The 25,453-nt window shown below is 32.4% G+C and carries 28 protein-coding genes and 1 pseudogene; 5 read left to right on the top strand and 24 right to left on the bottom strand.

Annotated features, from left to right (window positions below):
• Positions 1–86 precede the first annotated feature (86 nt).
• Complete coding sequence (locus FHL05_RS12825) at positions 87–425, top strand: transposase (protein WP_102195060.1); 339 nt, start codon at positions 87–89, stop codon at positions 423–425.
• 52 nt (positions 426–477) lie between these two features.
• Positions 478–579: pseudogene (locus tag FHL05_RS12820) on the top strand (hypothetical protein); the annotation flags it as partial.
• A 117-nt stretch (positions 580–696) separates the two neighbouring features.
• Here the strand turns inward: FHL05_RS12820 and FHL05_RS04380 are convergent.
• From FHL05_RS04380 to FHL05_RS04280, 21 genes are all read right to left on the bottom strand, one after another.
• Positions 697–1,818, bottom strand: a complete 1,122-nt coding sequence (locus FHL05_RS04380) for an LCP family protein (protein ID WP_153522139.1) — start codon at positions 1,816–1,818, stop codon at positions 697–699.
• A 23-nt stretch (positions 1,819–1,841) separates the two neighbouring features.
• Positions 1,842–2,684 carry a dTDP-4-dehydrorhamnose reductase gene (rfbD, locus tag FHL05_RS04375; RefSeq protein ID WP_153522138.1) on the bottom strand — a complete coding sequence of 281 codons (843 nt, stop codon included), beginning with the start codon at positions 2,682–2,684 and terminating at the stop codon, positions 1,842–1,844.
• A 27-nt stretch (positions 2,685–2,711) separates the two neighbouring features.
• On the bottom strand, positions 2,712–3,725 hold the full coding sequence (gene rfbB / locus FHL05_RS04370; RefSeq protein WP_153522137.1) for a dTDP-glucose 4,6-dehydratase: 1,014 nt from the start codon (positions 3,723–3,725) through the stop codon (positions 2,712–2,714).
• 15 nt (positions 3,726–3,740) lie between these two features.
• Positions 3,741–4,322, bottom strand: coding sequence for a dTDP-4-dehydrorhamnose 3,5-epimerase (gene rfbC, locus FHL05_RS04365; protein ID WP_057814733.1), 582 nt, complete (start codon positions 4,320–4,322; stop codon positions 3,741–3,743).
• Positions 4,322–5,191 carry a glucose-1-phosphate thymidylyltransferase RfbA gene (rfbA, locus tag FHL05_RS04360; protein WP_153522136.1) on the bottom strand — a complete coding sequence of 290 codons (870 nt, stop codon included), beginning with the start codon at positions 5,189–5,191 and terminating at the stop codon, positions 4,322–4,324. The genes rfbC and rfbA overlap by 1 nt, the downstream gene beginning before the upstream one ends.
• A gap of 26 nt (positions 5,192–5,217) precedes the next feature.
• On the bottom strand, positions 5,218–6,711 hold the full coding sequence (locus FHL05_RS04355; protein ID WP_153522135.1) for a polysaccharide biosynthesis protein: 1,494 nt from the start codon (positions 6,709–6,711) through the stop codon (positions 5,218–5,220).
• Positions 6,712–6,734: 23 nt separating this feature from the next.
• Positions 6,735–7,658, bottom strand: a complete 924-nt coding sequence (locus FHL05_RS04350) for an ATP-grasp fold amidoligase family protein (RefSeq protein WP_153522134.1) — start codon at positions 7,656–7,658, stop codon at positions 6,735–6,737.
• Positions 7,658–8,947, bottom strand: coding sequence for an O-antigen polymerase (locus FHL05_RS04345; protein WP_153522133.1), 1,290 nt, complete (start codon positions 8,945–8,947; stop codon positions 7,658–7,660). Before FHL05_RS04345 ends, FHL05_RS04350 begins: the two co-directional genes overlap by 1 nt.
• 22 nt (positions 8,948–8,969) lie before the next feature.
• On the bottom strand, positions 8,970–9,887 hold the full coding sequence (locus FHL05_RS04340; protein WP_153522132.1) for a glycosyltransferase domain-containing protein: 918 nt from the start codon (positions 9,885–9,887) through the stop codon (positions 8,970–8,972).
• Positions 9,888–9,890: 3 nt separating this feature from the next.
• On the bottom strand, positions 9,891–10,757 hold the full coding sequence (locus tag FHL05_RS04335) for a glycosyltransferase family 2 protein (protein WP_153522131.1): 867 nt from the start codon (positions 10,755–10,757) through the stop codon (positions 9,891–9,893).
• An 11-nt stretch (positions 10,758–10,768) separates the two neighbouring features.
• Positions 10,769–11,605 (bottom strand): glycosyltransferase, encoded by an 837-nt coding sequence (locus tag FHL05_RS04330; protein WP_153522130.1) that lies wholly within the window; start codon positions 11,603–11,605, stop codon positions 10,769–10,771.
• A gap of 24 nt (positions 11,606–11,629) precedes the next feature.
• Positions 11,630–12,871: a nucleotide sugar dehydrogenase gene (locus FHL05_RS04325; RefSeq protein WP_162000206.1), complete on the bottom strand. Its 1,242-nt coding sequence runs from the start codon at positions 12,869–12,871 to the stop codon at positions 11,630–11,632.
• 18 nt (positions 12,872–12,889) lie between these two features.
• On the bottom strand, positions 12,890–13,936 hold the full coding sequence (locus tag FHL05_RS04320; protein WP_153522129.1) for an NAD-dependent epimerase/dehydratase family protein: 1,047 nt from the start codon (positions 13,934–13,936) through the stop codon (positions 12,890–12,892).
• 92 nt (positions 13,937–14,028) lie between these two features.
• Positions 14,029–14,262, bottom strand: coding sequence for a glycosyltransferase (locus FHL05_RS04315; RefSeq protein ID WP_338025943.1), 234 nt, complete (start codon positions 14,260–14,262; stop codon positions 14,029–14,031).
• A 54-nt stretch (positions 14,263–14,316) separates the two neighbouring features.
• The gene (locus FHL05_RS04310; protein ID WP_338025942.1) at positions 14,317–14,910 is read right to left on the bottom strand and encodes a CDP-alcohol phosphatidyltransferase family protein; all 594 of its coding nucleotides are present in this window, start codon (positions 14,908–14,910) and stop codon (positions 14,317–14,319) included.
• A 124-nt stretch (positions 14,911–15,034) separates the two neighbouring features.
• A complete protein-coding gene (locus tag FHL05_RS04305) occupies positions 15,035–16,123 on the bottom strand; it encodes a glycosyltransferase (RefSeq protein ID WP_153522127.1) in 1,089 nt (362 codons plus the stop codon).
• Between the two features lie 23 nt (positions 16,124–16,146).
• Positions 16,147–16,815 carry a sugar transferase gene (locus tag FHL05_RS04300; RefSeq protein WP_153522126.1) on the bottom strand — a complete coding sequence of 223 codons (669 nt, stop codon included), beginning with the start codon at positions 16,813–16,815 and terminating at the stop codon, positions 16,147–16,149.
• Positions 16,816–16,847: 32 nt separating this feature from the next.
• Positions 16,848–17,633, bottom strand: coding sequence for a tyrosine-protein phosphatase (locus FHL05_RS04295; protein ID WP_153522125.1), 786 nt, complete (start codon positions 17,631–17,633; stop codon positions 16,848–16,850).
• A complete protein-coding gene (locus FHL05_RS04290) occupies positions 17,630–18,385 on the bottom strand; it encodes a CpsD/CapB family tyrosine-protein kinase (RefSeq protein WP_153522124.1) in 756 nt (251 codons plus the stop codon). The genes FHL05_RS04295 and FHL05_RS04290 overlap by 4 nt, the downstream gene beginning before the upstream one ends.
• An 8-nt stretch (positions 18,386–18,393) precedes the next feature.
• The gene (locus FHL05_RS04285; RefSeq protein ID WP_162000205.1) at positions 18,394–19,170 is read right to left on the bottom strand and encodes a Wzz/FepE/Etk N-terminal domain-containing protein; all 777 of its coding nucleotides are present in this window, start codon (positions 19,168–19,170) and stop codon (positions 18,394–18,396) included.
• 29 nt (positions 19,171–19,199) lie between these two features.
• Positions 19,200–19,745 carry a DUF4355 domain-containing protein gene (locus FHL05_RS04280; protein ID WP_238706871.1) on the bottom strand — a complete coding sequence of 182 codons (546 nt, stop codon included), beginning with the start codon at positions 19,743–19,745 and terminating at the stop codon, positions 19,200–19,202.
• A gap of 209 nt (positions 19,746–19,954) precedes the next feature.
• Between FHL05_RS04280 and FHL05_RS12695 the strand changes: the two genes are divergently transcribed.
• Together FHL05_RS12695 and FHL05_RS04275 are read left to right on the top strand one after the other, a co-directional pair.
• Positions 19,955–20,086: a hypothetical protein gene (locus tag FHL05_RS12695; RefSeq protein WP_016511903.1), complete on the top strand. Its 132-nt coding sequence runs from the start codon at positions 19,955–19,957 to the stop codon at positions 20,084–20,086.
• A gap of 6 nt (positions 20,087–20,092) precedes the next feature.
• Complete coding sequence (locus FHL05_RS04275; RefSeq protein WP_057881678.1) at positions 20,093–20,341, top strand: GlsB/YeaQ/YmgE family stress response membrane protein; 249 nt, start codon at positions 20,093–20,095, stop codon at positions 20,339–20,341.
• Between the two features lie 392 nt (positions 20,342–20,733).
• Here FHL05_RS04275 and FHL05_RS04270 read toward each other — a convergent pair whose 3' ends face one another.
• Positions 20,734–21,549 (bottom strand): hypothetical protein, encoded by an 816-nt coding sequence (locus tag FHL05_RS04270; protein WP_153522122.1) that lies wholly within the window; start codon positions 21,547–21,549, stop codon positions 20,734–20,736.
• A 232-nt stretch (positions 21,550–21,781) separates the two neighbouring features.
• Between FHL05_RS04270 and FHL05_RS04265 the strand changes: the two genes are divergently transcribed.
• Complete coding sequence (locus tag FHL05_RS04265) at positions 21,782–23,053, top strand: ISL3 family transposase (protein ID WP_153522120.1); 1,272 nt, start codon at positions 21,782–21,784, stop codon at positions 23,051–23,053.
• A gap of 284 nt (positions 23,054–23,337) precedes the next feature.
• Here FHL05_RS04265 and FHL05_RS04260 read toward each other — a convergent pair whose 3' ends face one another.
• A complete protein-coding gene (locus tag FHL05_RS04260; protein ID WP_153522118.1) occupies positions 23,338–24,543 on the bottom strand; it encodes an NAD(P)/FAD-dependent oxidoreductase in 1,206 nt (401 codons plus the stop codon).
• A 359-nt stretch (positions 24,544–24,902) separates the two neighbouring features.
• Positions 24,903–25,453, bottom strand: a 551-nt coding sequence (locus FHL05_RS04255; protein ID WP_153522115.1) for a recombinase family protein, incomplete at its 5' end; no start/stop codon positions are given.

Below are 25,453 nucleotides of genomic sequence, written 5' to 3'. Positions count from 1 at the left end.
ATTATCAAATAGATGTAATTGCCTTCCAGAAAACTTGTGTTTTGATGAATTTCGTTCAGTTAACGGTATATTTACTTTTATAGCTATTGATACACAAACATCATCATCTAATTGAGTTGATTCATGATCGACTGTCTAAAACAATTATTGAACACTTTATAAAAAATTATAGCTTGTCAGAACGACAAGCAGTTAAGACTGTCTCTATTGATTTGAACGCTAATTACCAGTCGGTCATTCATAAAATTTTTCCCAATGCTCAAATAATAGTTAATAGATTTCATATAGTTCAGCTATATAGCCGGGCATTGGATCAAGTTAGAATCAGTTGTCTTAAAAAAATAAATGATAAACATTCCCGTTTGTATAAAGCACTCAAGTCTAATTGGCATCGCTATGGATACATCTATTTCAACGTTACATAAGAATTCAAATTATATAAAGAATAGTTGTACAATGTCATAATCCAATGGTCCTCTTGAAGAGACCATTGGAAAGATAAAAAAACTCAAACGTATCAGTTATGGATTTAGAAATCTTGACCATTTTCTCAAGAGAATAAGACTCATTTGTGCATAAAAAAAGACAACCTACATGAGGTTGCCTTCCATACAAAAACTATTCATCAATACTATTTGACAAAGGACCATTTTAACCGTCATTTTCCTACATTTTTATACCGCTCTTGATATTTAATTAATAACCTGAGTTAGAATATCCACTATTGCTTATACCAGAACCACTGTTTGTTCCAGTACTATTCTTATTGGATGTTCCCGTGGTTGAACGTTGTGAACCAATATTATTGATATCTTGAACCGACTTAGTTGTTGTTGAACTTTGTGTAGAAGGCTTAAACTTAATATTACCTGTCTTAGCATGTGGCAAATCTAAATTCTCACGAATAAAGTTTGTAACTCGTTGTAATTCGGATTCCTTCATAACTTCCATACTTTGTTTTGCAACTTCTTCTCCATTACCTTGCAAATGAGTCTCTGAAGTATGTTTTCTAACTGAATTATAATCCTTAGCAAGGGCAGTTAATTCATCGAATGTCAAATCAGTTTGTGTTTGATCAGATAATGAGTTAATAAAGCTTTGGTTTAATAACGTAGATACTGAACTACTCTTATGTACCAAAGCAGTAAGCACGGCTCGTTGACGAGTTTGACGTCCATAATCACCTTGTGGATCATCATAACGCATACGTGAATATGCTAAAGCCTTCTTGCCATTCATATGAGTCTTTTCACCTTTTGTAAATGAGAATCCTTCATACTTAAAACTTAAGGTTGGTGTTACATCAACACCATTAGCTTGATTAATAACCTTTTCCATACCACCCATGTTAATAAGTGCATAGAAATCAATTGGAACATTCAAAAGTTTTTGAACAGTATTAATTGCAGTTTTTGTTTGACCATATGAATATGCTGCATTAATTTTAGCCGGTGAAACTGACTTATAGCCTGGAATATTAACAGCCGTATCACGCGGAATACTTGTTACCGTTGTTTTATTTTTACTTGGATTTAATGTAATCACCATCATACTATCCGTACGGCCTTTATAATCACGACCCAATGCACCGGTATCAGTTCCCATCAAAAGAATAGATACTGGTTTTTTATTTTTCAAAGCACTACTTACATCACGTTCTTTTGTAACACCTGATGGTTTAAAAGAACTATTAACTGAATTCTTTACACTACGATAGCGTGTCATACCATATGCTGCTCCACCTAAAACTAACAACAATACAAATGCCAAAAACACATTTCTTAATGTATGCTTTTTCTTTTTCTTATTATTATGCATAATACAAATTCCCCCAATATGTTCTAATTTACATTATTTAGAAAACTAGACAAGGCTTCTTGCCAATTAATTACCTCAAAACCTGTATTTTCAACCTTAGCTAAGTCCATAACAGAATGTCTTGGACGATAAGCCTTTTGAGGGTATTCATCTGATGTTACAGGATCAATTTTAATATTCTTATCTTTAAGTATTTCTTTGGCAAACTCATACCAAGTACATGAACCTTCATTAGACAATTGATATAAACCGTAAGGAACATTATTTTCAACAACGTAATTCATAAACTCAGCTAGTGTTCTTGTCCAAGTTGGACGCCCCATTTGATCATTTACTACAGTTAGATGATCATGTGTCTCAGCCAAACGAAGCATTGTGTAAACAAAGTTCTTCCCGTATTCGCCAAACACCCATGAAGTACGAATAATATAATACTTACTCATTATCTCGGATACTGCTTTTTCTCCAGCTAATTTGGCACGTCCATATTCGTTTTGAGGATTTGGAATGGAGTCTTCCGTATACATATCTTCATTTTTTCCATCAAACACATAATCAGTACTTATATAAACCATTGTTGCTCCAATTTTTTCAGAAGCTTCAGCAATATTTTTAGTACCATCAACGTTTACCTTTTGATTAGCAGTTTTACCAGGTTCTTCTTCGGCTGCATCAACGGCTGTAAAAGCGGCACAATGATAAACCAGTTCAGGCTTATATTCATTAAAGCAATCAGCAACTGCTTTATTGTCAGTAATATCTAAGTCACTTGAACCTGTGCCTACATATTCAATATTCTTTTCATCAAGTAAGTGACAAAGTTCAGTTCCTAGTTGACCTTGAGCACCTGTTATTAATATTCTCATTGTGCTTTTTCCCCTTTAATTTAAATCCTATTGACCATTTTTAGCATACTTAGCTTCGACTTCAGCTTTTTCAGCTTTCCACCAGTCCTCATGTTCTGTATACCAATCAATTGTATGTTGTAGCCCAGTTCTAAAATCAGTATATTCTGGTTTCCAACCTAATTCTTCACGTAATTTAGTTGAATCAATAGCATAACGCATATCATGTCCCGGACGATCTTTAACCAATTCGTAATCATCAGATGGTTTACCCATCAATTCAATAATTAATTCAAGAACTTCTTTATTATTCTTCTCACCATTAGCACCGATTAAGTAAGTTTCACCAATCTTACCTTTTGTAAGAATAGTCCAAACTGCTCGTGAATGATCATTAGTATGAATCCAATCACGTACATTCTTACCAGAACCATAAAGTTTTGGACGAATACCGCTTAAAATATTAGTGATTTGTCTAGGTATAAATTTTTCAATGTGTTGATAAGGTCCATAATTATTAGAACAATTAGAGATTGTTGCTTGTAACCCAAAGGAACGAACCCATGCACGAACTAGTAAATCAGAACTAGCCTTAGATGATGAATAAGGACTGCTTGGATTGTAACGTGATTCAGGGGTAAATTTATCACCATTTCCATCTTTATCTCTCAAAGGAAGATCCCCATAGACTTCATCAGTTGAAATATGATGGAAACGAACATTATATTTACGACACGCTTCAAGCAATGTGTAAGTACCAACAATGTTAGTCTGAATAAAAGGAGAAGGATCAATCAATGAATTATCATTGTGACTTTCTGCAGCATAGTGAACAACTGCATCTGCTTTACTTACTAATTTATCAACTAAAGGAGCATCCTTAATATCACCAACAACTAATTCAACTCTATCCTTAGGTAATCCGGCTAAATTAGCACGATTACCAGCATAAGTTAATTTGTCTAATACTGTGATATGTACTTCTGGGTGGTTCTTTACGACATAATGAACAAAATTAGAACCGATAAATCCAGCTCCACCTGTGACAATAATATTTTTCATTGGTTATCTCCTGTATTAAATTTCACCATATACGAATGGATTATTTTTTTCAAACTCTGTAAAGGTAGGTTGATTAGCATCCTTTTCAGAAGTAATTGCTTGATCAAAATCAATTGGCCATTGAATACCTAATTCTGGAGTCTTAAATGAAAAACCACCATCTGCTTCAGCATTATAATAGTTATCACATTTATATAAGAAGTTAACGTCATTTGTTAATGTGACAAATCCATGGGCAAAACCCTTTGGCACTAGTAATTGACGATGGTTACTTGCAGAAATAATGTAACCTTCCCATTGTTTGTATGTGGGTGAGCCTTTACGTACATCAACAATCAAGTCAAGAACAGCACCTGTAACAACACGAATTAACTTAGTTTGAGCAGCTTTTCCACGTTGGAAATGTAATCCACGTAAAACCCCTGCTTCACTAGATAATGATTGATTATCTTGAATGAAGTCAAAATTAATACCGGCTTCCTTGAAGTCACGGTCTGAATAAGTTTCAGTAAAGAAACCACGACTATCTCCAAAAACGGCCGGTTCAATAATTTTTACATCTTGTAATTTTGTTGTTGTTACTTTTAATTTTCCCATTATTTTTCTCCCACTAATCTTAATAAGTATTGCCCATAATCATTTTTCTTCAATGGTTGAGCTAACTTAATAACTTGTTCTTTATCAATATAATTCATTCGATAAGCAATTTCCTCTAGACACGCAACCTTAAGATTTTGTCTCTTTTGAACAGTTGCAATGAAACTGCTTGCTTCTTGAAGTGAATCATGTGTACCTGTATCCAACCAGGCAAAACCTCGACCCATCAATTCAACATCTAATTGATTTTTATCTAAATAAGCTTTATTGATATCAGTAATTTCCAACTCTCCACGAGGTGAAGGTTCAATGTTTTTAGCAATATCAACTACTTGATTATCATAGAAATACAAACCTGTCACTGCATAATTACTTGCTGGATTTTTTGGTTTTTCAACAATTGACTTAGCATGCATATTTTCATCAAAATCAACAACACCAAAACGTTCTGGATCATTTACATGATAACCAAACACTGTTGCTCCTGATTCCTTAGAACTTGCATGTTGCAAAGTTTCAGATAAGCCCGCTCCGTAGAAGATATTATCTCCAAGAATCAAACATACTGAATTATCACCAATGAAATCTGCACCGATTATAAATGCATCGGCCAATCCTCTTGGTTCCTTCTGAACTTTGTATTCCAAGTTCAATCCGATAGTATGACCATCACCAAGCAGTTCTTCAAACTGTGGTAAAAATTCTGGAGTGGAAATAATAAGAATATCTTTTATTCCAGCTAACATTAGAGTAGAAAGAGGATAATATATCATCGGCTTATCATATATTGGTATCAACTGTTTTGATACCGCCTTAGTAATTGGATATAGTCTTGTTCCTGAACCACCTGCTAAAACTATGCCTTTCATTTTGCGCTCCTATTCAGAATTAATAATTAAAAACGATTTCTTATTGAATTAAGGACATCAAATACCTTATCTCTATAAAATAAGGTATTAACAATCAATATTACCAATCCCCATATAAATGTAACTTCAATAGCTAAAAGAATCCATCCCATATAGGTAACTGATGTTAGTACAAAAGTTATTGTAGATATACTTCCAGCTATAATAGTAAAAAAATCTACAAAAATCTGTTTATAAAATTTAGCCAATGGCCATTTAATAAAATGCTTTGAATTATATACAGCCATCCAAACAGTCTGATATACCATAGCAATTAATGTTCCAAGAGCAACACCAATCAATCCAAACTTACTAACAAAAAGTACCGATAACACTATATTCATTATTGCTGCTACAATATAACTTTTTTGAGTCTGTTTATAATGTCCACCGGCAAGAATCATTATGTTATAAGGAAGTCTCAAACAATGACCAGCATTTGCTGCTATAAATACGAGTGCAAAAAGAGGTTGAATATAATTTGCATCATTTATACCATTCGTATACACCTTGACAAAAGGAACGATTAAAACACCTGCACAACCAAAAACAAAAATCGTACCCGTGTGAATTAGCCACTCAAACTTGCCAAAAATCTGGATAAGTTTTTTGGCATCTCTTCTAGCCCAGAGTTCTCCACATAAAGACTGCATTCCATTTGTCATAGAAATGAATAACTGCGTAACTCCGTTGGCAACTAAAAAATATACCGAATAAATAGACACATTTGATAGACTTGAAAATAACGTTAAAACTATTGCATCAGTTCCATCTAGTACAACTGCCGAAATATGTTGAGCTACTCCATTCCATTTCTGTTTTATTGGTTCACCTACGTATGTTATTTTTCTGTCCAATGAATAATGATTATTAACATAAAAATGTAAATAAATAGGTCTAAATAGATATATAACTGAAGTTGTGAGTTTTACCATTTGAATACTAGAACCCATGTTGATTAAAACTGCACATGCAACAGTATTTAATATTAAAGTTATGGTTTGTGAATTATATTGTATAAAGCCATGTTGATCAGCCGTCAATAGTAACCTATCAACAATACCAAAATAATATTGTGCAAAGGAGCTTATACTCATAGAAATTATTAAAACAGCTGTATAACTCCAACTGTAATTTGCTTTTATAACGAAGGGATAAAAAATAGTTAAGAGTACAATATATGCAAGTAAAATTCTCGCAAGTTGTTTAAAAAACCTTCTTGCTGACACCGTTATCTTACTTATTAACTTATTATCCTTATCAACTAATGGTTTATATAATGCTGATTGAACAACTGCCCCTACTCCCAGTTCCATAAATGAAATTATTTGAAGAAATTGTGTTATTGAGTTCACCAACCCATTAGTAGTAGACCCAAAAGTCTGTAAAATTAATCTTGGTAATATAAAACCACATATTATCGTAGTTATTTGAAAAATTAATGAAGATAACGTATTAAAAATCAATAATTTCTTTCTCAAAATAATATCTCCTAAATATAGGTTTATTTTTTATTTGGGAGATTTACCCAAGAACCTAAAATGTTATCCCATTTATCTGGTTCAAAGGGAACAAAGCCACTCCAATGAAATAAAGTTATTTCTCCAAAATATATCTTGCCATCCACGTCATAGAAATCTATTCTGGCTTCTGGTATTCCTTGTGATAACTTTTCAGAAAGTTTTTTCATCTCATCAAAATTATCAGGTCTAGATATTTTTCCATTTGTATTAGGATGACCATTTTTAATATTTAAGTGGTTAAAATTCATATCATAAAAATCAAATTTAGTATCCGTATCTCTCATTCTATCATTTGCTACAAACATGATTTTAGGTTCTCCATTAAAGCAAAAAAACTTATAATCACGAATTCCATCTTGTGAATTACTAGAAATATATTTTTCCGCAATAATCCTAGGTTTTACATTTTTATATGGCCATTCCCTACCTTGATAGTAAAAATTTCTTTTTAGACAATGATTTATTCTATTCTTTGCATAAGTCATATCAAAATCTTTTTTATTTTTACAAACGACAACACCACCGCTATCGTGTGTACATTTCAATACAAATTCATTTGGTAGTTTTCCAAAATCTATATCGTCAAACTTATCCCAAGAGCCTAATGCTGGAATAATATATTGGGACCCGATGATATTCTCCACATAATTTTTTGCATCCTTTTTATCAACCATAGTAGTGTAAATAGGTTTTCTATCATATAGTTTTAACCACTGTAATTTTTCATTGAACGTAACTGGATTGCTAAGATCCAATTTTTTATTAAAATTACTTCTATAAATTATTTTTAAATAATTCTTATCCCCTATATTCCTACTTAAAATAGGAAACCTCATAAAAATTGTTTCTAATATTCTATACGGATTATCTTTTACTTTTTTTAAATATGAAAAAAAACGACTCATTACTTCACTCCCTCAAATGAACTAAAACGTATCCTTCTAGACAATTTCGTTACAACCAAAAGAATTACCCATATCAAGAATACTATCTTCACTAGATCTGAATATTCAAATAACTCTATTAAAACTATGAACGATACTCCAAACATCATTGAAAATAAATTTTTAGAATTATTAACTACATTACATAATAATAAAATAAACAAAGGACCTAAAAACACGCCCATAATACCAATGTTCGAAATAAACTCTGCAAATACATTAGTTTGAAAATACCATCCAACGTTTCTTACCGTCTCAAATCCAAACACAGCCGAAGAATAATAATCTGGATATGTAAGTGGCTTAGATAACCAGATATTCCTTGGAACGAAATAAAATAAATCATAATAAAAGGTTTGAAAGTGATAATCTAATATGTGTAATTTATCCGGATGTAATACTGAATAAATTGCTACTTTTACAGCATTTCCCTTAAAAAAATATTCACTAATTACCGAATACCAATTCGTATTATATTCATATTTTCCAGTTACATAAGAATACAGCACAAAATATAAAGAAATTACTACAGCCAAAAAGAATCCCTTTAAAATAAGTCTGCTTTTATTTTTTGAAAAAATAAAATCAATAGCAAATAAAATTAATATTAAAAAAGCAAATAATGTTCTTTTACCATCCAACAGAGTCACTGATATTAAAGAAACTATTCTCAGTATCAATAAAATGAAAGAATGATTTTTATCATATAATTTTATCCCGATAATACCTAAAAATCCGAAATATTTACAAAATTTTGCTATGTTATCATTGAAAGCTATTTCATCAGAGTTAGCCATTATCCTATTCATGGGAAATGCACCTATTTTAAAATAATCTGCAGGATTAGGTGCAAAAATAATACCAAATATAGGTATCAATAATAGTATTCCAAACAATACTAAAAACATTTTACTATTAGACAATTTATCCCTTACGAGAGCCATGCTCTCCATCAAATAGAATTTTTTATTCTTTTTAGCTTGTGATTTTATATATATATAAAATAATATTTCGAAAGTTAAAACAAATATACTATATACTATGGAAGTAGCGACATCGTTTTGAGCTAATATAAACCCATAATATCCTGTGTGAGCATCTCCTAATATAAGTTCTATCAAGATTGGAAATACGTATAGGAGATCAAATACCGCTAGACACAAAAAAGGAATAAAAACCCTTTTATTCCAAGAAGAAATTAAAACAATAATACTATAAGCAATGCACACAAAGTTCAGGAAAAGGGTCATTATTTAATTATCCTCCATTTATTTACCTATGATCAACTATCTGTAATTTGGTGTTATCATAAACGTTATTTCCCAAACTACAAACTCTATCAATAGGAATAGAATTTTTCCACAAAATATATGGTAAAGCTAACTGATCTCTACCACTTTTTGATAAAGAAAATTCTTCCCACCACATATTAAGCAATTTGTGAGACATACTATTCTTCAAATCACATGCTATTACGTTACACTCAAGCATTCCATACTCTTCTGGAAATCCAACGTTCTTATACCCTTTAATCTGTTCAAGCATAAACTTCTTGTTCCCTTTATGTAATGCTATACATGCTTTTACTTCCTGATAGATACAACTTCTTGATCTATGCCTATGCAGTGCAATACCAATATCACTGTTTATTTTACTAAAATAATAAGATAAATCCGACACTGGCCTAATGTTACCATCAATATATACAGACATATCAAAACCATCGCCAAATAGTTCAAATGGATGAAATTTTATATATCTATTTATTTCTGAATTATTTTTTTCCTTTAAATACTCAGGAATGCGTCGTATTTCCCAACCATCAGCATGATCATAGTCATCAGTGAACAAAATATATTTTATATTATTAGACGAATACATTGGCTTTAGAGGTTTATCGTAACTACCCGTTATACAACTATATATTACAGTCTTAGTATTCATAGCCCCTGACTTTAAACTTTTAACCCATTCATTGTTTGATATATTTTCTTCCGGCCGATGTTCTTTTATATTAAGAAATAATATTTTTTTTCTTAAATGACCAAATAAGGATAGTAGATCCATATGTTTGAATTCAGAAAAAAATTTTTTTCTTTTTTTATTTGAATTCGAATCATACTCATGTTTAAGATCAAGCCATTGTCTATTCAAAATTTCAAGTGATTCCACAATTCTATCATTATTCATATACTATTTTTCTATCCTACCATCCATTATTCCCATTGAAATTCCATCGAATATTCCATTAAATATGGCTTTTTCTTTGTTCATTTTATTTTTCTCATAAACTAAAGTAATAAGTATTAATTTAATTTCACTGAATATTGTTCTTATGAATTTGTAACCCTTTCTTTGCTTTCTTGCCAAATAAATAATATTCCTTGCAATAAAATATTTTCTAAAAGATGAATGATTTTTAACTTGTACATTCCAAAACAAGAACTTTCTTTCACTAATATGGCCTATAGCATGTGAAACGATAACTTCATTTATTCTTAAAATATTATATCCAGCCGTCTTTAGTCTGTAGCAAATATCAAAATCAACACCATCGATGAACATATTTTCATCAAATCGACCTACCTTTTTCCATGCCTTTATTTTGAGCAGCGAAGCAGACGTTATACACTTATCGATACGCTCAAAAGGAATTCTTTTATAATCTATGATCTTATTGTCATTTCTATTCCTATCAATTACCTGAGGACATAACATCGCTACATCTTTATACGTAATGAATTCGTTGTATTTATCCAAAATATCATTTGAGAATATGGTATCCTGATCTAAAGTTAGAGCCCACTCACACTTCATTGAATCAGCCTCATCACAAATTTGGTTTAGTGCCTTTGCAATTCCCATATTTCTATCATTATTTTTTAAAATGATATTAAGATTCTTAAAATTCACTAACATTTCTTCAATTTCATTAATATTACTAGATCCATTATTAATTAAAATTATAGGTAATTTACTATCATTGATATTATTTATATTTTTTTTTAAAATCGAAATATTAGGATTAAACAATACTATCCCTATTGCAAAATTATTCATAAAGAATTCCTCTATTCAGAATATTTTCCCAACCTATTATTAATACCATCTTTAAATGCTTTATGACAAAGAGTTAAGTATTTTCCCTTATCATCAAAAAGAACAATTACTTTTATATATTTAATAAATAAATTGATCACAGTTGGCAACTTTTTATATTTTCTTATAAGCCACGTTAAATTTCTTACTTGATAATAATACCTAACCGGAGACGCTATTCCATAGTTAAGAAGTACAATATCCCCTATTTTTAAGGTCATTGTAGAAGCCGGATTATGGTCAAGAATTGCTCCATTACATTGAATAGTTTGATATCCATTTTCAGATATTCGCAAAAAATATTCCCAGTCAACACAGTCTAAAAACAGTTGTTCATTGAAAGAGCCCAACTTTTTATATTTATCAATTACAAACATTGTTCCCGATTGCATGGAAAGAAGTACTTTCTCACTTCCCGTTATATTAGATACATTATTTCTATGCGTGGCATACTGTGGTGTAAGGGCCGCAACGTTTTCCATATCGTTCTCCATTAAAAACTCAGAATATACTTTTACAATATCTGTACCTAGACTACTGTCCTGATCCATCGAAACTGTATAATTGAATCCATCTTTAATAGACATTGTAAATCCTGTATTTAAAGCTTTTGCAATACCATAATTTTTATATAATGGTATATAATCAAAATTACATTTTAAATCCAAGAAAAAATTCTTATTATTTTTTGAAGAATTGTCCACTAAATAAATATGCGAAAACTTATTGGAATATGTCTTTATATTCTCTAATACCTTATTGTCTGGATTATATAAAACAACGACGGCTGATACTTTTAACCTATGCAATTAACTTCTACCTTTATACTTATTTTAATCTCGTTTAAATATGTCACGTGTATAAACTTTATCCTCGACATCTTTTAAATCATCATTAAACCTGTTTGCAATAATTGTGTCACTTTGATTCTTGAATTCTGCCAAGTCATTGACTACCTTACTACCGAAAAAGGTATCTTTGTCATCTAATGTTGGCTCATAAATAATAACTTTTGCTCCCTTAGCTTTTATTCTTTTCATTATTCCTTGTATAGAGCTTTGTCTAAAATTATCACTGTTACTTTTCATTGTTAATCTGTACACACCAACAACAACTTGTTTCTCTTTCGATTCGTTCCAGAAACTATTGGAATCATAATAATCCGATTTTTTTAGTACCCTATCAGCAATAAAATCCTTTCTGGTACTATTAGCATCAACTATAGCTTCAATTAAATTCTCAGGGACATCTTTATAATTTGCCAATAATTGCTTAGTGTCTTTTGGCAAACAATATCCTCCATACCCAAATGAAGGATTATTATAATTTTTCCCTATTCTAGGATCTAAACAAACTCCATCAATAATTTGTTTTGTATTCAATTCCTTCATTTCAGCATATGTATCCAATTCATTAAAATAAGATACTCTTAGTGCTAAGTAGGTATTAGCAAATAGTTTAACAGCCTCTGCTTCTGAAAATCCCATGAACAAAGTATCTATATTTTCTTTTATTGCTCCTTCTTGAAGAGCACTCGCAAATTTTTTGGCTAACATAGTTAACCTATTATCTGATAAATCCGTTCCAACAATTATTCTTGATGGATACAAATTGTCATAAAGTGCTTTACTCTCCCTTAAAAATTCTGGACTAAATAATATATTTTTATTATTAGTCACTCTTCTTATATGAGAAGTATATCCAACTGGAATAGTAGACTTAATTATAATTACAGCATTAGGATTATATTTCATTACTTCGTTTATAACACTCTCCACGGCAGAAGTGTCAAAGAAATTTCTTTTAGCATCATAATTAGTAGGCGTCGCAACTATTACAAACTCTGCATTAGAATAAGCCGCTTTTTCATCTGTCGTAGCAATCAAATCCAATTTTTTATTTGCTAAATAATCTTCTATCTCATTATCCTTTATAGGTGATTTCCTATTGTTTATTAAATCAACCTTTTCTTTAATAATATCAATAGCAGTAACATGATTATGTTGTGATAAAAGAGTTGCCATTGATAATCCAACATATCCTGTTCCTGCAATAGTAATATTTAATCCACTCACATCTATTCCCCCAATTTTTTACATATAATACTTTTTATACCACTGTGCAAAGTTTCTAAGACCTGTTCTCAAATTAATTGAAGGCACGAAGTCAAAATCCCTTTTTAATGGTTCTGTGTCAGCATAAGTTATGGGAACATCTCCTGGTTGCATTGCAACAAGTTTTTTATGCTTTTCAAAATCATAATTGCTTGGTAAAACACCAGCTTTAATTAGCTCGTCTTGTAAAATATCAACGAATTCTAACAATCCTTCTGGATGACCATTTCCAATATTATAAATGGCATAAGGAGGAATTGGTAATCCATCTTCTCCTCTGCTATGGCTTGGAGCCTTACGAATAACTCTAACAATACCTTCAACTATATCATCAATATAAGTAAAATCTCTTTTACAATTTCCATAGTTATATATTTGGATATTTTTACCAGCAAGAAGTTTATTTGTAAAACCAAAGTAAGCCATATCTGGTCTACCTGCAGGTCCATATACGGTAAAAAATCTTAAACCTGTAACTGGAATATCATATAATTTTGAATATGCATGTGCCATCAGTTCATCAGACTTTTTAGTTGCAGCATATAAACTAACTGGATTATCGACACGATCGTCTGTACTATACGGTGTTTTTTTATTAGAACCATAGACACTACTTGAACTTGCAAAAACGAGATGTTCAACATTATTATTTCTACATGCTTCTAAAATATTGAAAAATCCTACTAAGTTAGATTCAATATAAGAGTCCGGATTAGTTATACTGTATCTAACTCCTGCTTGTGCTGCTAAATTAACTACAATGTTAGGATTATATTTTTCAAATATTAATTCAACAGTTTCTTTATCGGCAATATTCCCTTTGAAAAATTTAAATTTATCAAAACTTTCAAGAACATCTAGCCTTTGCTTCTTTAGGTTAACATCATAGTAATCATTTAAATTATCAATTCCAATGACAGTGGCATCATTATCCATTTTTAATAATTTTTTTGCTAAATTTGACCCAATAAAACCAGCCACTCCAGTTACAAAAATCGTCTTATTTCTTAATTCTAATTTATCCAATCTTTTTCCTTCCAAAGAGTGCAATAAATATTTGAAGTTAACTGTACCCTTAATTAAAATTATTTACATTAACAATGTACGTTTTCATATTATTACTTTGAATAAATATTAATATATTTTCTAATCATTTGTTTCTTTGAAAAACGTTTCTCTATTGTTAATAACGCTTCTTCTGACAAATCCTTTTTCTTTTTTTCCTTTCTAATAAATTGACTGCAATCACTAAATAAATATCCATTAACATTATCTTTTACTACATCATTGTTACCAATGATATTTGTGACAAAGCACGTTTTTTTAAAATACATAGCCTCTAAGAGAGATATGGGTAGCCATTAATATTAGAATTTTAGGTTCCAATAAGTTATCCTCCCAAACCATCACTTCAATATCTTATAAATAGATACAAGCATAATCATTACATTCACTACACAATAAAAATAATTAAACCAATTGGTAACACTAAAAAGAATGCAGAACAATAATATTGGTTGAACAAGTCCTGATATACTAGTCACATTCAACGCAACCTTTTTTGTAAATCCAAATTCACTTTTATTAGAAACGGATTTAATATTTGAAACATTACCCACTTCATTTTTTGCTTTATGCATTACTAACCTTGGAAACAATTCTGACATTCCTGATATTGCTCCAATTATTATTTGTATATAGGCATACTTACTATCCGAAATATTAAAAGCATATATTCCCGCACTAAAGAAAAACAAAAACATAGCAGCATATCCACTCATGGCATCGTAAACGGATCCCAAATCAGTACTTATTTTTTTCAATCTAGCTATATTTCCATCAACACCATCTAACAAGTTCCATAAAAAAAATAATAACCATCCTATTACTGCAATTTTTATGTTATGACTAGCAGAAAGCACCACTGACGCAATAACAACCTCAACAGTTGACAAAATGGAAACGAAATTCGGCTTAATATTCAGTTGAAGAAAGGGCACTGTTAGGATATAAGATAAAGGTCTACCTATATAAAATGCAAAATAATCATTTTTTGCATTTTTTTCTTTTCTTCAGTCATCGTATTCTTTAAATCATGGTAATAAGACATTACTAAAACCCCACTCACAATATTAATTTTTGATAGCTATTTTGTAACTCATTACATAAATCATCATTGTTATACTTTGTAATGAATTTTGAATAGCCGTTCTCCCCAAATCTCTTTATTTCTTTCTTCGTCATTTGACTGAATTTATTTATTTGATTGTTAATTTCTATTTTTGATTCTGGTTTAAATTTAAAACCAGTTTTACCTTGTTCAACGATTTCAGATAGGCCACCTACATCAGAACACAAGACCATCCTCTTATTCTTCATGGCTTCCAATGCAACCAGCCCGAAACCTTCCCATCTTGAAGGAATTATAACGGCATCACAAAGTTCGATATATGAATCAATATATTTATTATTTTTCCAACCAAGAAAATTAACATATGAATCATCTAAATTTTCAAAAGATGTATCTCCTAAGACTGAATCACCTATAACCGCCAGACTTACATTTTTACTTTTAAAATCAACATTGTTCAACAGAAAATCTAATCCTTTTTGCTCATCAAATCTTCCAATAAATAATAAATTCTTAGTGGATTTTAAAAATGGATTCTCAACATCAAATTTTTCACTCTCATTAGGTATAGAGTTATATATAACTTTCATCTTATCTGATGGTAATCCCTCATTTATGGCTTTCCGCATTTCATCATTAGAAATATTTATAATAAGATCTGTTTTCCTTGAAAGTAAAAACTCTACTTTTGAATATATAAACTTATTAATTCTTCCTTTATTCTTTTGAGTAAAACTCCAGCCATGTGCACAGTAAACAACCTTATACTTAGGACTCTTAAATAAATAATCAAAACGAACAATTCCAGCAAAACTACTATGGAAATGAACAATATCTGGATTCCAAGATTCTATTTGTTTTCTTAAATTCAAGAGTTTTAGTATTCCTTTTACACCTCTTTTATATCCATATACAACATGAACAAATTTAGGTGAATCAAACTCAATACTTTCAGAACTACGCTTTGAATTTATTAAAATGACTTTATCAATATTTTTTTCTTTCAGTTGAAAAGAAATAACATTTTTCAAGTAGGTTGCAATTCCTCCAGAGGCATACTCTGCAACATGTACTATTATCAATACAGCTTCTCCATCCTCAAATTTTAATAGGCACCATTAGGTTTAATAAATACAAGCACAGTTTTAAACATGATGTATAGGTCAAAAAGTGGGCTTCTTGTATTAATGTATTTTAAATCCAACTCTACCATTTCATGAAATCCAACATCATTACGACCACTGACTTGCCATAAACCAGTACATCCAGGTTTAACAGATAGTCTCTGCTTATCATATTCTGTATATTCTGCAACCTCACGAGGCAATGGTGGTCTAGGGCCGACTAAACTCATATTTCCCAGTAATACATTAACCAGTTGAGGAAGCTCATCAATACTATATTTTCTAATAAATTGTCCCACTTTAGTTACACGGGGATCTTCTTTCATTTTGAACATAGCACCATCAACTTCATTCTCATCTAACAAGTCTTTTAGACGTTTATCAGCATCAACAATCATCGAACGAAATTTATACATTTTAAATGGACTTTGCTTCTTACCCAAACGAACTTGTGAATAAAATACTGGTCCTTTTGGGTCTTCCATTTTTATCGCAATTGCAACAATTAGAAATAAAGGTGATAAAATAATTAATCCAAATAAGCTTGCAACAAAGTCAAATATTCTTTTAGATCCTCGATAAATATACCTTTTATCTTGATAGTTAAGATTAATGGTAACGTTGTCACTTTTGCCATCAAAATATTTCAATTTAGATCCCCCAAAAAAACACTGTTTTTATATTAAAATAACCAAAATTTTTTCTTTTTCTTAGATAACGTTGAAATCTTAACAAAGTCTGTATCACCAATGTCATCACCATTGATGATATTTCTTGCATTAAGATTAAATAATTGAGCTTTGCGAAGTCCCTCTTCTTTTTCTAACTTCTCAAAGGCTTCTTTCATTAAATAACTACGTCCCTTAAAATTATGGGCATCCGATGAAAAAATAAATCCTAAATTGGCTTTAATAATTTCTTCAGTAAGTGTTTGGACCTTCTTACCAAAAACACCAAGATAACTACTACTTGTCAATTGTGTTAAACATCCCATTTTAACGAAATCATATAATTTATCAGGATCTTCCTGAATTCCATGATTACGCTCTGGATGGGCAATAACCGGCGTTATACCACGGGTAGTTAAATCAAAAATCATATCCGCTGTATACTCAGGAATACCATCATGTGGCATCTCTAACAATATATAACGATTAGTTTCATCCATGAACAGAATATCATCTTTAGCAATGGCATCCATTAGTTCCCCTGTTAGATGAACTTCTTGACTAGCAAACACACTCAACGGTATTCCCGCATTATCTAAAGCTTTTTGAAATTCATTAGTCTTTCTAATCACATCCTGTTTGTGATTAGTGTATTCCCCATCCATGTGGTGAGGAGTTACCAGACTATTGGTAATTCCTTGATCTACAGCTGCCTTAGCCAAATCTAATGACATCTGCATATCTTTGGAACCATCATCAACGCCTGGCAATATGTGGCAATGCAAATCAATTAATTTCATTTCTCTTTCTCAGATCCATAGTATCCGCCATAATAACCACCATAGTATCCACCATAATAGCCTTGTGACTTTTCTTTTGTGACACGATTCATAATTACACCCAAAATATTAGCATGAACTGTATCTAATAATTGTTTAGCATGTGCAACCCCAGCTTTTTCAGCAATTCCTTGAGGCACAACCATTACGACACCATCTACTTGAGTAGCAAGAACTTGCGCATCAGTAACCGAATTAGCAGGTGGAGCATCCATTATTAATAGTCCAAATTTGTCCTCAAGGCGATTGATTAAGTCCTTAGTTCTCATACTACCTAATAATTCTGAGGGATTAGGCGGAATCGGCCCACTAGTAATAACGAATAAATTTTTAACCATTGTTGGTTGAACGACATCCTCAAATGAAGCATTTCCCAATAAGTAACTTGAAAGTCCGACCCTATTACTTACATTAAAAGTTTTATGAATTGTCGGACGACGAAGATCGGCATCAACTAACACAACCGTTTCACCTTGTTTAGCCCAAGTTACTGCAACATTATTACTTACTGTAGACTTACCTTCAGATGGAGCAGATGAAGTGAATAAAATTGAATTTAATTTTTTATCTACAGATGAAAATTGGATATTGGTTCTAATCGTATTAAATTGTTCTGAAATCGTACTGGTAGGGTCATCATAAGTAACCAAGCCAACACCATTTTTCCAACTATAATTATCTAACTTTGTAGTTTTCTTCTTAAATAATGCCATTTTATTCCCTAGACCCTTCTATGATTTCTTGATGATTTATTAATACTCAACTTAGATTGAACTTTCTTATGTTCAACGGCTCTTTCAATGTCTTTTTCATCAATTTCACTAACTGTGCCTAAACTAGTTAGCCCTAAATCATCTGTTAAGAAATTCTGCGTTGTAACTGTTCTATCAGTTATTTCACGAACAAATGCTAATGCAATACCTAAAATCAACCCTAAAACAATACCAACCAAAACGTTCAAAGTCTTTCTAGGACTGACAGGTTTAGTATTCGTTTCAGCTTCAGAGACAATTGAAACATTGTTAACACTCATAATTTTAACAACCTTTTTCTTAAAAACCTTAGCTGTCATATTGGCAATTGCTGCCGCTGTGCCAGCATCTGTAGATTTAGCTGTTACTGAAAACACTTGAGAATTTTGAGAATTACTAATCGATAGTGATCCTTTCAATGCTCCCATAGAACCTGGATAACCAGGATAGTTGCTAACTTTCTTATTAACATCTTTTAAAACAGTAGGACTAGTAATAATATCCTTATAAGTACTGATCATCTGAACATCAGCCTGAACCTGCTGGAACTGTGCCGACTGCATGTCCTCTGATAATTTACGATTGACCAAAATTTGTGTAGTAGCGCTATATTTTGGTGTCATAACGAAAAAGGTAACAAAAATCGCTGCCAAAGTAACAACAATAGTTGTCCCGAAAATTGCTTTTATATGTTTGCGTAAGATGCCTACGATCTGCATCATACTAATATTTTGTTCTGATTCCACTTCGTCCTCCGAATATATACAATATAATGTTATTTATATACATAAAAACCCCAGCTTAATAAAGCATATATGAAGAAAGTATAGTCCATTAACTCGTCCCAAACAATAATTCTTGACCACTTATCTAAGTTATTGTTACGAACATCTTCTTTAACATCACTAATAAACTCCGCAAATTCAGCTGGAATGTGCTTGTCAGTTAGAACAGTTTTAGTTGCAGCTAAAGCATCCTTACGATCAGCTTCATCTAATTTTTCTTGAAGACGGTCTTGCTGTTCTTTTAAGGCTTGTCGTTGCTCTTCTAAATCGGCTTGGGCCTTCTCACTAGCATTCATGCTGGCTCGTTTTTCACCCTTTTCAAGCCATTCTTGTTCCTTTTGCTTAAGCTCCTTTTCAAAATCATCCCGCAGATTGCTTTCTACTTCTTTAGCCTTAGAGGCCATCATCTTTCCAATATCATCCTGTGTGTAGGTCTTGCCAGCTGGCTTTGGATTTTTACCATCAGGATTTGGGTTGGAATCGTTTGGCTTAGGTTCTGGGTTAGGATCAGCAAAAAATTGCAAATTTGTTTTCATCATCAAAACTCCTTTTTAAGTCCGTATGCTAAATTGTTTGTAAGTGCAATAACTAAACCGATTATTCTTTAACGCCTGTAATTGAGAAAAAGGCAAATCAAAAATTCCTATTTTAAAAAGAATGGCACAATTGAATAACTTGTATGCAAATATTCAATTGCCTATAATTAGATTTAGAAGGATGCAATTTAGATAATGGAGGATTTGATATGAAAAGATTTGGACTTTGGTCAAAAATATCAATTATCATTTCTATATCTCAACTTTTATTAGCCATTTTTAAAGAAATTCAAAACTATAACAAATCTAAAAAACATCCTTCGAAAAATAAGAGAGGATGATGTTTTATGCATTGGTTATGGGTTTTAATTATTGGTGCCATCATTGGTACTATTGCTGGAGCAATTACTAGCAAAGGAAAATCAATGGGGTGGATTGCTAATATTGTTGCCGGATTAGTTGGTTCCTCTATTGGAGAAGCTATACTGGGATCTTGGGGCCCTCAATTAGCCGGAATGGCAATTATTCCTTCAATTATTGGAGCAGTAATTGTTGTTGCTTTAGTTTCTTTCTTTGTCGGTAAATCAAAGAATTAGTTTTTAAGCTTCATTTAAGGTTCTTATACTAAATTATAGATGCTAACTTAGTTAGCACCCCTCATCAGGTTATGCTGACAAATTTGTCCAAAAATTCGGATTAAATTTGCAATCTACCTTATTCAATTCAAGATATTGTTTCCAAACAGGCAAAAAAGCTAGATAACAATTATGATGTTATCCAATTTGTCTATAAAGATGGTAAAAAATTTATCCCCGTTGCTAGTTCACCAAAAAATAAATTTCTCATTAAACCGGTAAAGCTAAAAAATCAAACAAATTTATAACTGAATATACGTAAAAAGAACAGCATTTATTAAGAGATTTAGGTATTTTTTACATACCTCGAATATCCCTTAAAAATGCTGTTCTTTTTCATAACTAAAATTTTTTTACATAAATGGATCTTGACTTCCCATATAGTACCCTTCGTCAAAACCAGCATCATAATCTGAATTGCCTAACTCAGATCCACCGCTATTATGAGGATGGTTCTTATTTTGCCGATGAATAATAAACCAGATAACCAATCCAACGATTATCCCTAATACAAGCAAAACCCCATTAACAATATTTTTAATATCATAATAGCTTTTCGAGTATATGAGCTCTTTATTATCAGCAACCTTTTGCAACTTTGGTTCTAATCTTTCTGCTAGATCAAATAAAGCTTCCATTCTCTGTGTGGTAGTTCCATCAGTTAAATTATTCATTCCAATCTTAATCTTCCAAAACATTAGGTCCGTAATATATGAACTTGATTGATCACTAGGATCAAAATAAACCCGGTTATTCTTTAAATCGTAGACCAAATAATTGTTTTTAAAATCTGGTATACCATTTTCATCGAAATCAATATCGTAATAATGATTATGTCCATATAAAACTTCACCAGTTTTATTAATAACTATATCTTCTGGTATTCCTTTAGTTTTAGGATCATTATCAGTTAAATAATTAAAGCGTCTTATACTATCATTATCACTCAATACTAAAATATATAATCTTTGCGGATTAGGCCCCGTTTCAATTTGACCATTGATATCTTCCAGTTTTTCATACTGTTGATTAGTAACTACTTCTTGATCTTCATATATATAATCCCCGACATTAGGACCACCTAGTCCTGCAGCTTGTATAACAGTTACTGAACTGGCACATCCTAGCAAAACCGCTATCCCCAAAAGAAAAGCCTTAATTTTCAACATAATTCTCCCCCGAATCACTGTCTAACTGTCTAATTAAGACTTTAGCACTGTCATTCAACTAGTAAAGACAAAAAAACGGCTGTACGATAAATAGAGTTGATAGGCATTTTGCCATCAACTCTATTTTTGTATACCATTTATTAATAAAACTATTTTAGAACATCAAAAAGACACCATCCATACCTTTAGATGTTCTACCCTCTACAGCTTCACAATGAAAGGAATTTGAATGATGTCCCTAAGTAATAAGTCTATACGAAACGCTCTTGAAATGAAAGATGAGAATATTATCTTTACTGAAGACCCAAAATTTATGTTAGTTAATGGCATCAAGTCCTTAGTCTATTTTGCAATGCTAACTAAACAGATTGACCGTTGTCTTAACTGTGGCCTTGCAGGCCACTTAGTTAAGAATGGATTTAATAAAAATATGATAGTCGTTCCATCATTATCATTACGTCCAACGTATATAAGTCTGAAACGTCAAAAGTATAAATGTAAATCTTGTAACTCTATCTTTGTAGCCAAAACTAGTTATGTTTGGGAATATTGTCAAATCGCACAACCTGTTAGACAAATGATCTTATCAGAAACTGCTTTTAATACATCATTGAAGGATATCGGCAGACGTTTTAACGTCTCCGATAAGACCGTTCAACGTATCATCGATGAAGAAGCCAAGATGCACAAGAAATCACTTCCTGAACATCTTCCTAAGCACATGGCATTTGATGAATTTATGTCTACTGACAAAATGAGCTTTATTTGGTTAGATAGCGATAATCATCGTACGGGTGATATCTTGCCCAGAAGAACTTCATATCAAATCAGTAAATACTTCAGTCGATTTCCTTTGAAAGTCAGAAGACGGGTAAAAACTATTTTTTTGGATTTAAATGCCGGATACATTAATTTAGTATCAAAGTTGTTTCCAAAGGCCAAAGTCGTTGTTGATAGATTTCATATCGTTCAGATGATGAATCGTTCTCTCAATTCAACTAGAATACAGGCAATGAAACGAATGCCTAAAAGAAGTAAAGAATACTTGTTCATGAAGAGAGATTGGAAAAAATTCTTGGAATCATTCGATTCCATCGAAAAGATAAACCCTAAGTATCAGTACAGTGTTGGTTATTATGAAACGGATCTAAATTTAATCACAAAGTGTTTAGATTTGGACGAAGGTTTCGCCAAGTCCTACGAAGTATATCAAGATATTTTAAAGGCTATTAGAACAGGCGATACTGATACAATGAATCAGATACTACTCAATTATCATCCACTCAATACCGCTATGGATCAAACAATGACATCATTAAGAAAATATCGTAAACAAGTATTAAATGCACTGAAGCTTAAATATTCCAACGGATTTTTAGAGGGAATCATTGGAAGAACAAAAAAGATAAAAAGTAGTGCCTATGGATATCGTAGTTGGAACAACTTTACTGAATGTATAAATATTCAAATGTTTTGGCTTCGAGCAAGCTCATCAGCCAAATAAAAAAACAGCTAGACCATTTATGGTCTAACTGTTAACTTGAACCGCCATCAACTTGATTTGACGAACAGCCGAAAACAAAAGGCATGACTCCCTGCGAATACAGGGAACATGCCTTAGCAGTTTAAAAATATTCAATTTTGTCTAACTTTTGCGTTGCACTTCATGCACTTTAAAATGACTCAAGGCTAGTTTTTATTTGCTACTGAGCCATCGTTAATGATGGCCATTTTGTTCTAAAGTACATTCGTGATGACGCAATGATTCACCGATATCTCATCCAGATACTAAGCCTTCTTCTCTCGAATGGAGCCCACCAGATCATCTGTAGCTGGAGCGTTCGCAAGCAATGCGCGAACATCATCAAGATTCACCTTAACATTCCAAACTAAAACACCAACTAACTTATCGGTATCTATGAAATAGACAAGCGATCCATGCGTTCGCCGATCAAAAATCAATTGCAATTTAGGATCAATATTACCGATTGCTTGCCAGGAAATATCAAAAATCATGGAATAGAAGTATGGGGTATGCTGATAGCTCATGTGAGCACCTGCCATATTACGGCCAACTAATTCACCAGAAAGTCGGGCATGGTCCACGTGCTCAATCCGTTGCCGACCCAAGATGTGATCTGGATAAGAGGCAATATCTCCAGCAGACCAGATGGCTGGGTCACTAGTATTGAGATACTCATTAACTTTCACACCACCATCAGCTAAATCCAAACAACTGTCTTCAGCTAAACTAATCCGCGGCGTAACGCCTAACCCAACAATGATCGTATCGGCTGCGATCACCGTACCATCCTTTGTCAATAGAGTCAAGTGGTCACCTTGGCGTTGATATGATTGGACAAACTGACCACTCATCAGTGTGACACCATTGCGTTTGAACGTGGCTTCATACTCAGTCCGAATAGGCTCAGGAAATTTACCCTCACCCAGCGCTTTTTCTGGAAAAATCATCGTAACTTCAGTCTCATTTTGGGTCAGTGACGATGCGAGCTCTGTACCAACATATCCACCACCAATGATCACAACTCGCTTGTTCGGACCACTAAATTTACGTAACTTGCGATAATCTGACCACTGTCTAAAGACTAGCACATGTGGATCAGAAGGTCCCTGGATTTGTCTAGGTTCTCCGCCAGTTGCTAGCAATAGCTGTTCATACTTGATTTGCTCACTATCGGCCAATGTAATGACCTTATCTTGCCGATTAATAGCCGTAACCGTTGTCTTGAACTTAAAAGTCACATTGGGATAATTTTCAGCACCAATCCGAATGTTCTCTTCAGTAAATTCATCATCTAGCCATAGTTTTTTACTCAGTGCCGGTCGTTCATATGGGACATCCGCCTCTTGCGAAATAATTAAGATCTCACCCTCTGAATCTTCCTGTCGAATTCCCTTGACGGCATAGCCAGCAACCACTCCGCCACCAACAATGACGTATCGATAGTTGTTTGTCTGATCCAAATCACTCATCTAATCGCCTCCATAACTTTACTTTTTCTAGGATCATTGTAATATAAAAACGCCATGATTCGAAAAATAACGCTCAGAATTGTCAATCGTTGCTTGCTTTTATCAGAATAATAATTTTATTTACATACTGCTACAAAGCTATCAAATATCACTATGATCCAGATTTAGAATTGCGGATAACACAGCATAAAATAATATTATTTTAATTAAAAAACCTCAATTTTTAAGGTAATCATTTTTGATTTTAATTTGAAGTAACAATATTCGAAGAGTTGTCATTTTTCTTGGTCATTTCTCGGATTTTAGTGGAGTTAGAAGTTTCAAGTGGTCCGCTCTGCTATGATTCTCTCATGTAAACATCATCTTTGTATATTGAATTTCTTTCGATATCTGATAAAGGTCGTCCGTTTAATCCCTGTATTACGGGCAACATCTACATCACTCATACCCGTTTGATAAAGCTTAAAAGCGTGTTGCAAGCGGGGATCGTCTTGGGTGTATTGGGGTTTGCGCCCATGATATTTACCCTGCTGCTTAGCTAAGGCAATCCCTTGCTGCTGGCGCTCAATGATTCGCTTACGTTCACTTTCGGCCTGATACTTATAGAGTTCAATAATCAAGTTGGTCATCAGTTGACGTAAATTTGGGTCAGCAATCCCTGTCATGGACGGTAAATTCAACACATCTAGGGTGGCACCCTTATTTTGAATGGAGTTCATGATCTTAGTCAAATCATGGTTGTTTCTGCCTAAGCGATCTAATTCAGTGACCAGGACAATATCTCCCTCACGAATATAGGCCAGCATTTTTTGCAGTTCTGGCCGATTAGTGTTAGCCCCACTTAATTTATCCGTAAATAATTTATCAACGTCTTTTAAAGCCGCTAACTGTCGATCTAAATGTTGCTCCT

The organism is Companilactobacillus halodurans (genome assembly GCF_009600995.1).
GTDB classification, from domain to species: domain Bacteria; phylum Bacillota; class Bacilli; order Lactobacillales; family Lactobacillaceae; genus Companilactobacillus; species Companilactobacillus halodurans.
Note: the sequence above shows the minus strand (reverse complement) of the source record. Positions and strands in the feature narration are given on the sequence as shown.

Excerpts from the sequence above, each read along its gene's own strand:
- FHL05_RS04380 (WP_153522139.1), bottom strand. The coding sequence starts at position 1,818 with ATGCATAATAATAAGAAAAAGAAAAAGCATACATTAAGAAATGTGTTT.
- rfbD (WP_153522138.1), bottom strand. The coding sequence starts at position 2,684 with ATGAGAATATTAATAACAGGTGCTCAAGGTCAACTAGGAACTGAACTT.
- rfbB (WP_153522137.1), bottom strand. The coding sequence starts at position 3,725 with ATGAAAAATATTATTGTCACAGGTGGAGCTGGATTTATCGGTTCTAAT.
- rfbC (WP_057814733.1), bottom strand. The coding sequence starts at position 4,322 with ATGGGAAAATTAAAAGTAACAACAACAAAATTACAAGATGTAAAAATT.
- rfbA (WP_153522136.1), bottom strand. The coding sequence starts at position 5,191 with ATGAAAGGCATAGTTTTAGCAGGTGGTTCAGGAACAAGACTATATCCA.
- FHL05_RS04350 (WP_153522134.1), bottom strand. The coding sequence starts at position 7,658 with ATGAGTCGTTTTTTTTCATATTTAAAAAAAGTAAAAGATAATCCGTAT.
- FHL05_RS04345 (WP_153522133.1), bottom strand. The coding sequence starts at position 8,947 with ATGACCCTTTTCCTGAACTTTGTGTGCATTGCTTATAGTATTATTGTT.
- FHL05_RS04340 (WP_153522132.1), bottom strand. The coding sequence starts at position 9,887 with ATGAATAATGATAGAATTGTGGAATCACTTGAAATTTTGAATAGACAA.
- FHL05_RS04335 (WP_153522131.1), bottom strand. The coding sequence starts at position 10,757 with ATGAATAATTTTGCAATAGGGATAGTATTGTTTAATCCTAATATTTCG.
- FHL05_RS04295 (WP_153522125.1), bottom strand. The coding sequence starts at position 17,633 with ATGAAATTAATTGATTTGCATTGCCACATATTGCCAGGCGTTGATGAT.
- FHL05_RS04290 (WP_153522124.1), bottom strand. The coding sequence starts at position 18,385 with ATGGCATTATTTAAGAAGAAAACTACAAAGTTAGATAATTATAGTTGG.
- FHL05_RS04280 (WP_238706871.1), bottom strand. The coding sequence starts at position 19,745 with ATGAAAACAAATTTGCAATTTTTTGCTGATCCTAACCCAGAACCTAAG.
- FHL05_RS12695 (WP_016511903.1), top strand. The coding sequence starts at position 19,955 with ATGAAAAGATTTGGACTTTGGTCAAAAATATCAATTATCATTTCTATA.
- FHL05_RS04275 (WP_057881678.1), top strand. The coding sequence starts at position 20,093 with ATGCATTGGTTATGGGTTTTAATTATTGGTGCCATCATTGGTACTATT.
- FHL05_RS04270 (WP_153522122.1), bottom strand. The coding sequence starts at position 21,549 with ATGTTGAAAATTAAGGCTTTTCTTTTGGGGATAGCGGTTTTGCTAGGA.
- FHL05_RS04265 (WP_153522120.1), top strand. The coding sequence starts at position 21,782 with ATGTCCCTAAGTAATAAGTCTATACGAAACGCTCTTGAAATGAAAGAT.
- FHL05_RS04260 (WP_153522118.1), bottom strand. The coding sequence starts at position 24,543 with ATGAGTGATTTGGATCAGACAAACAACTATCGATACGTCATTGTTGGT.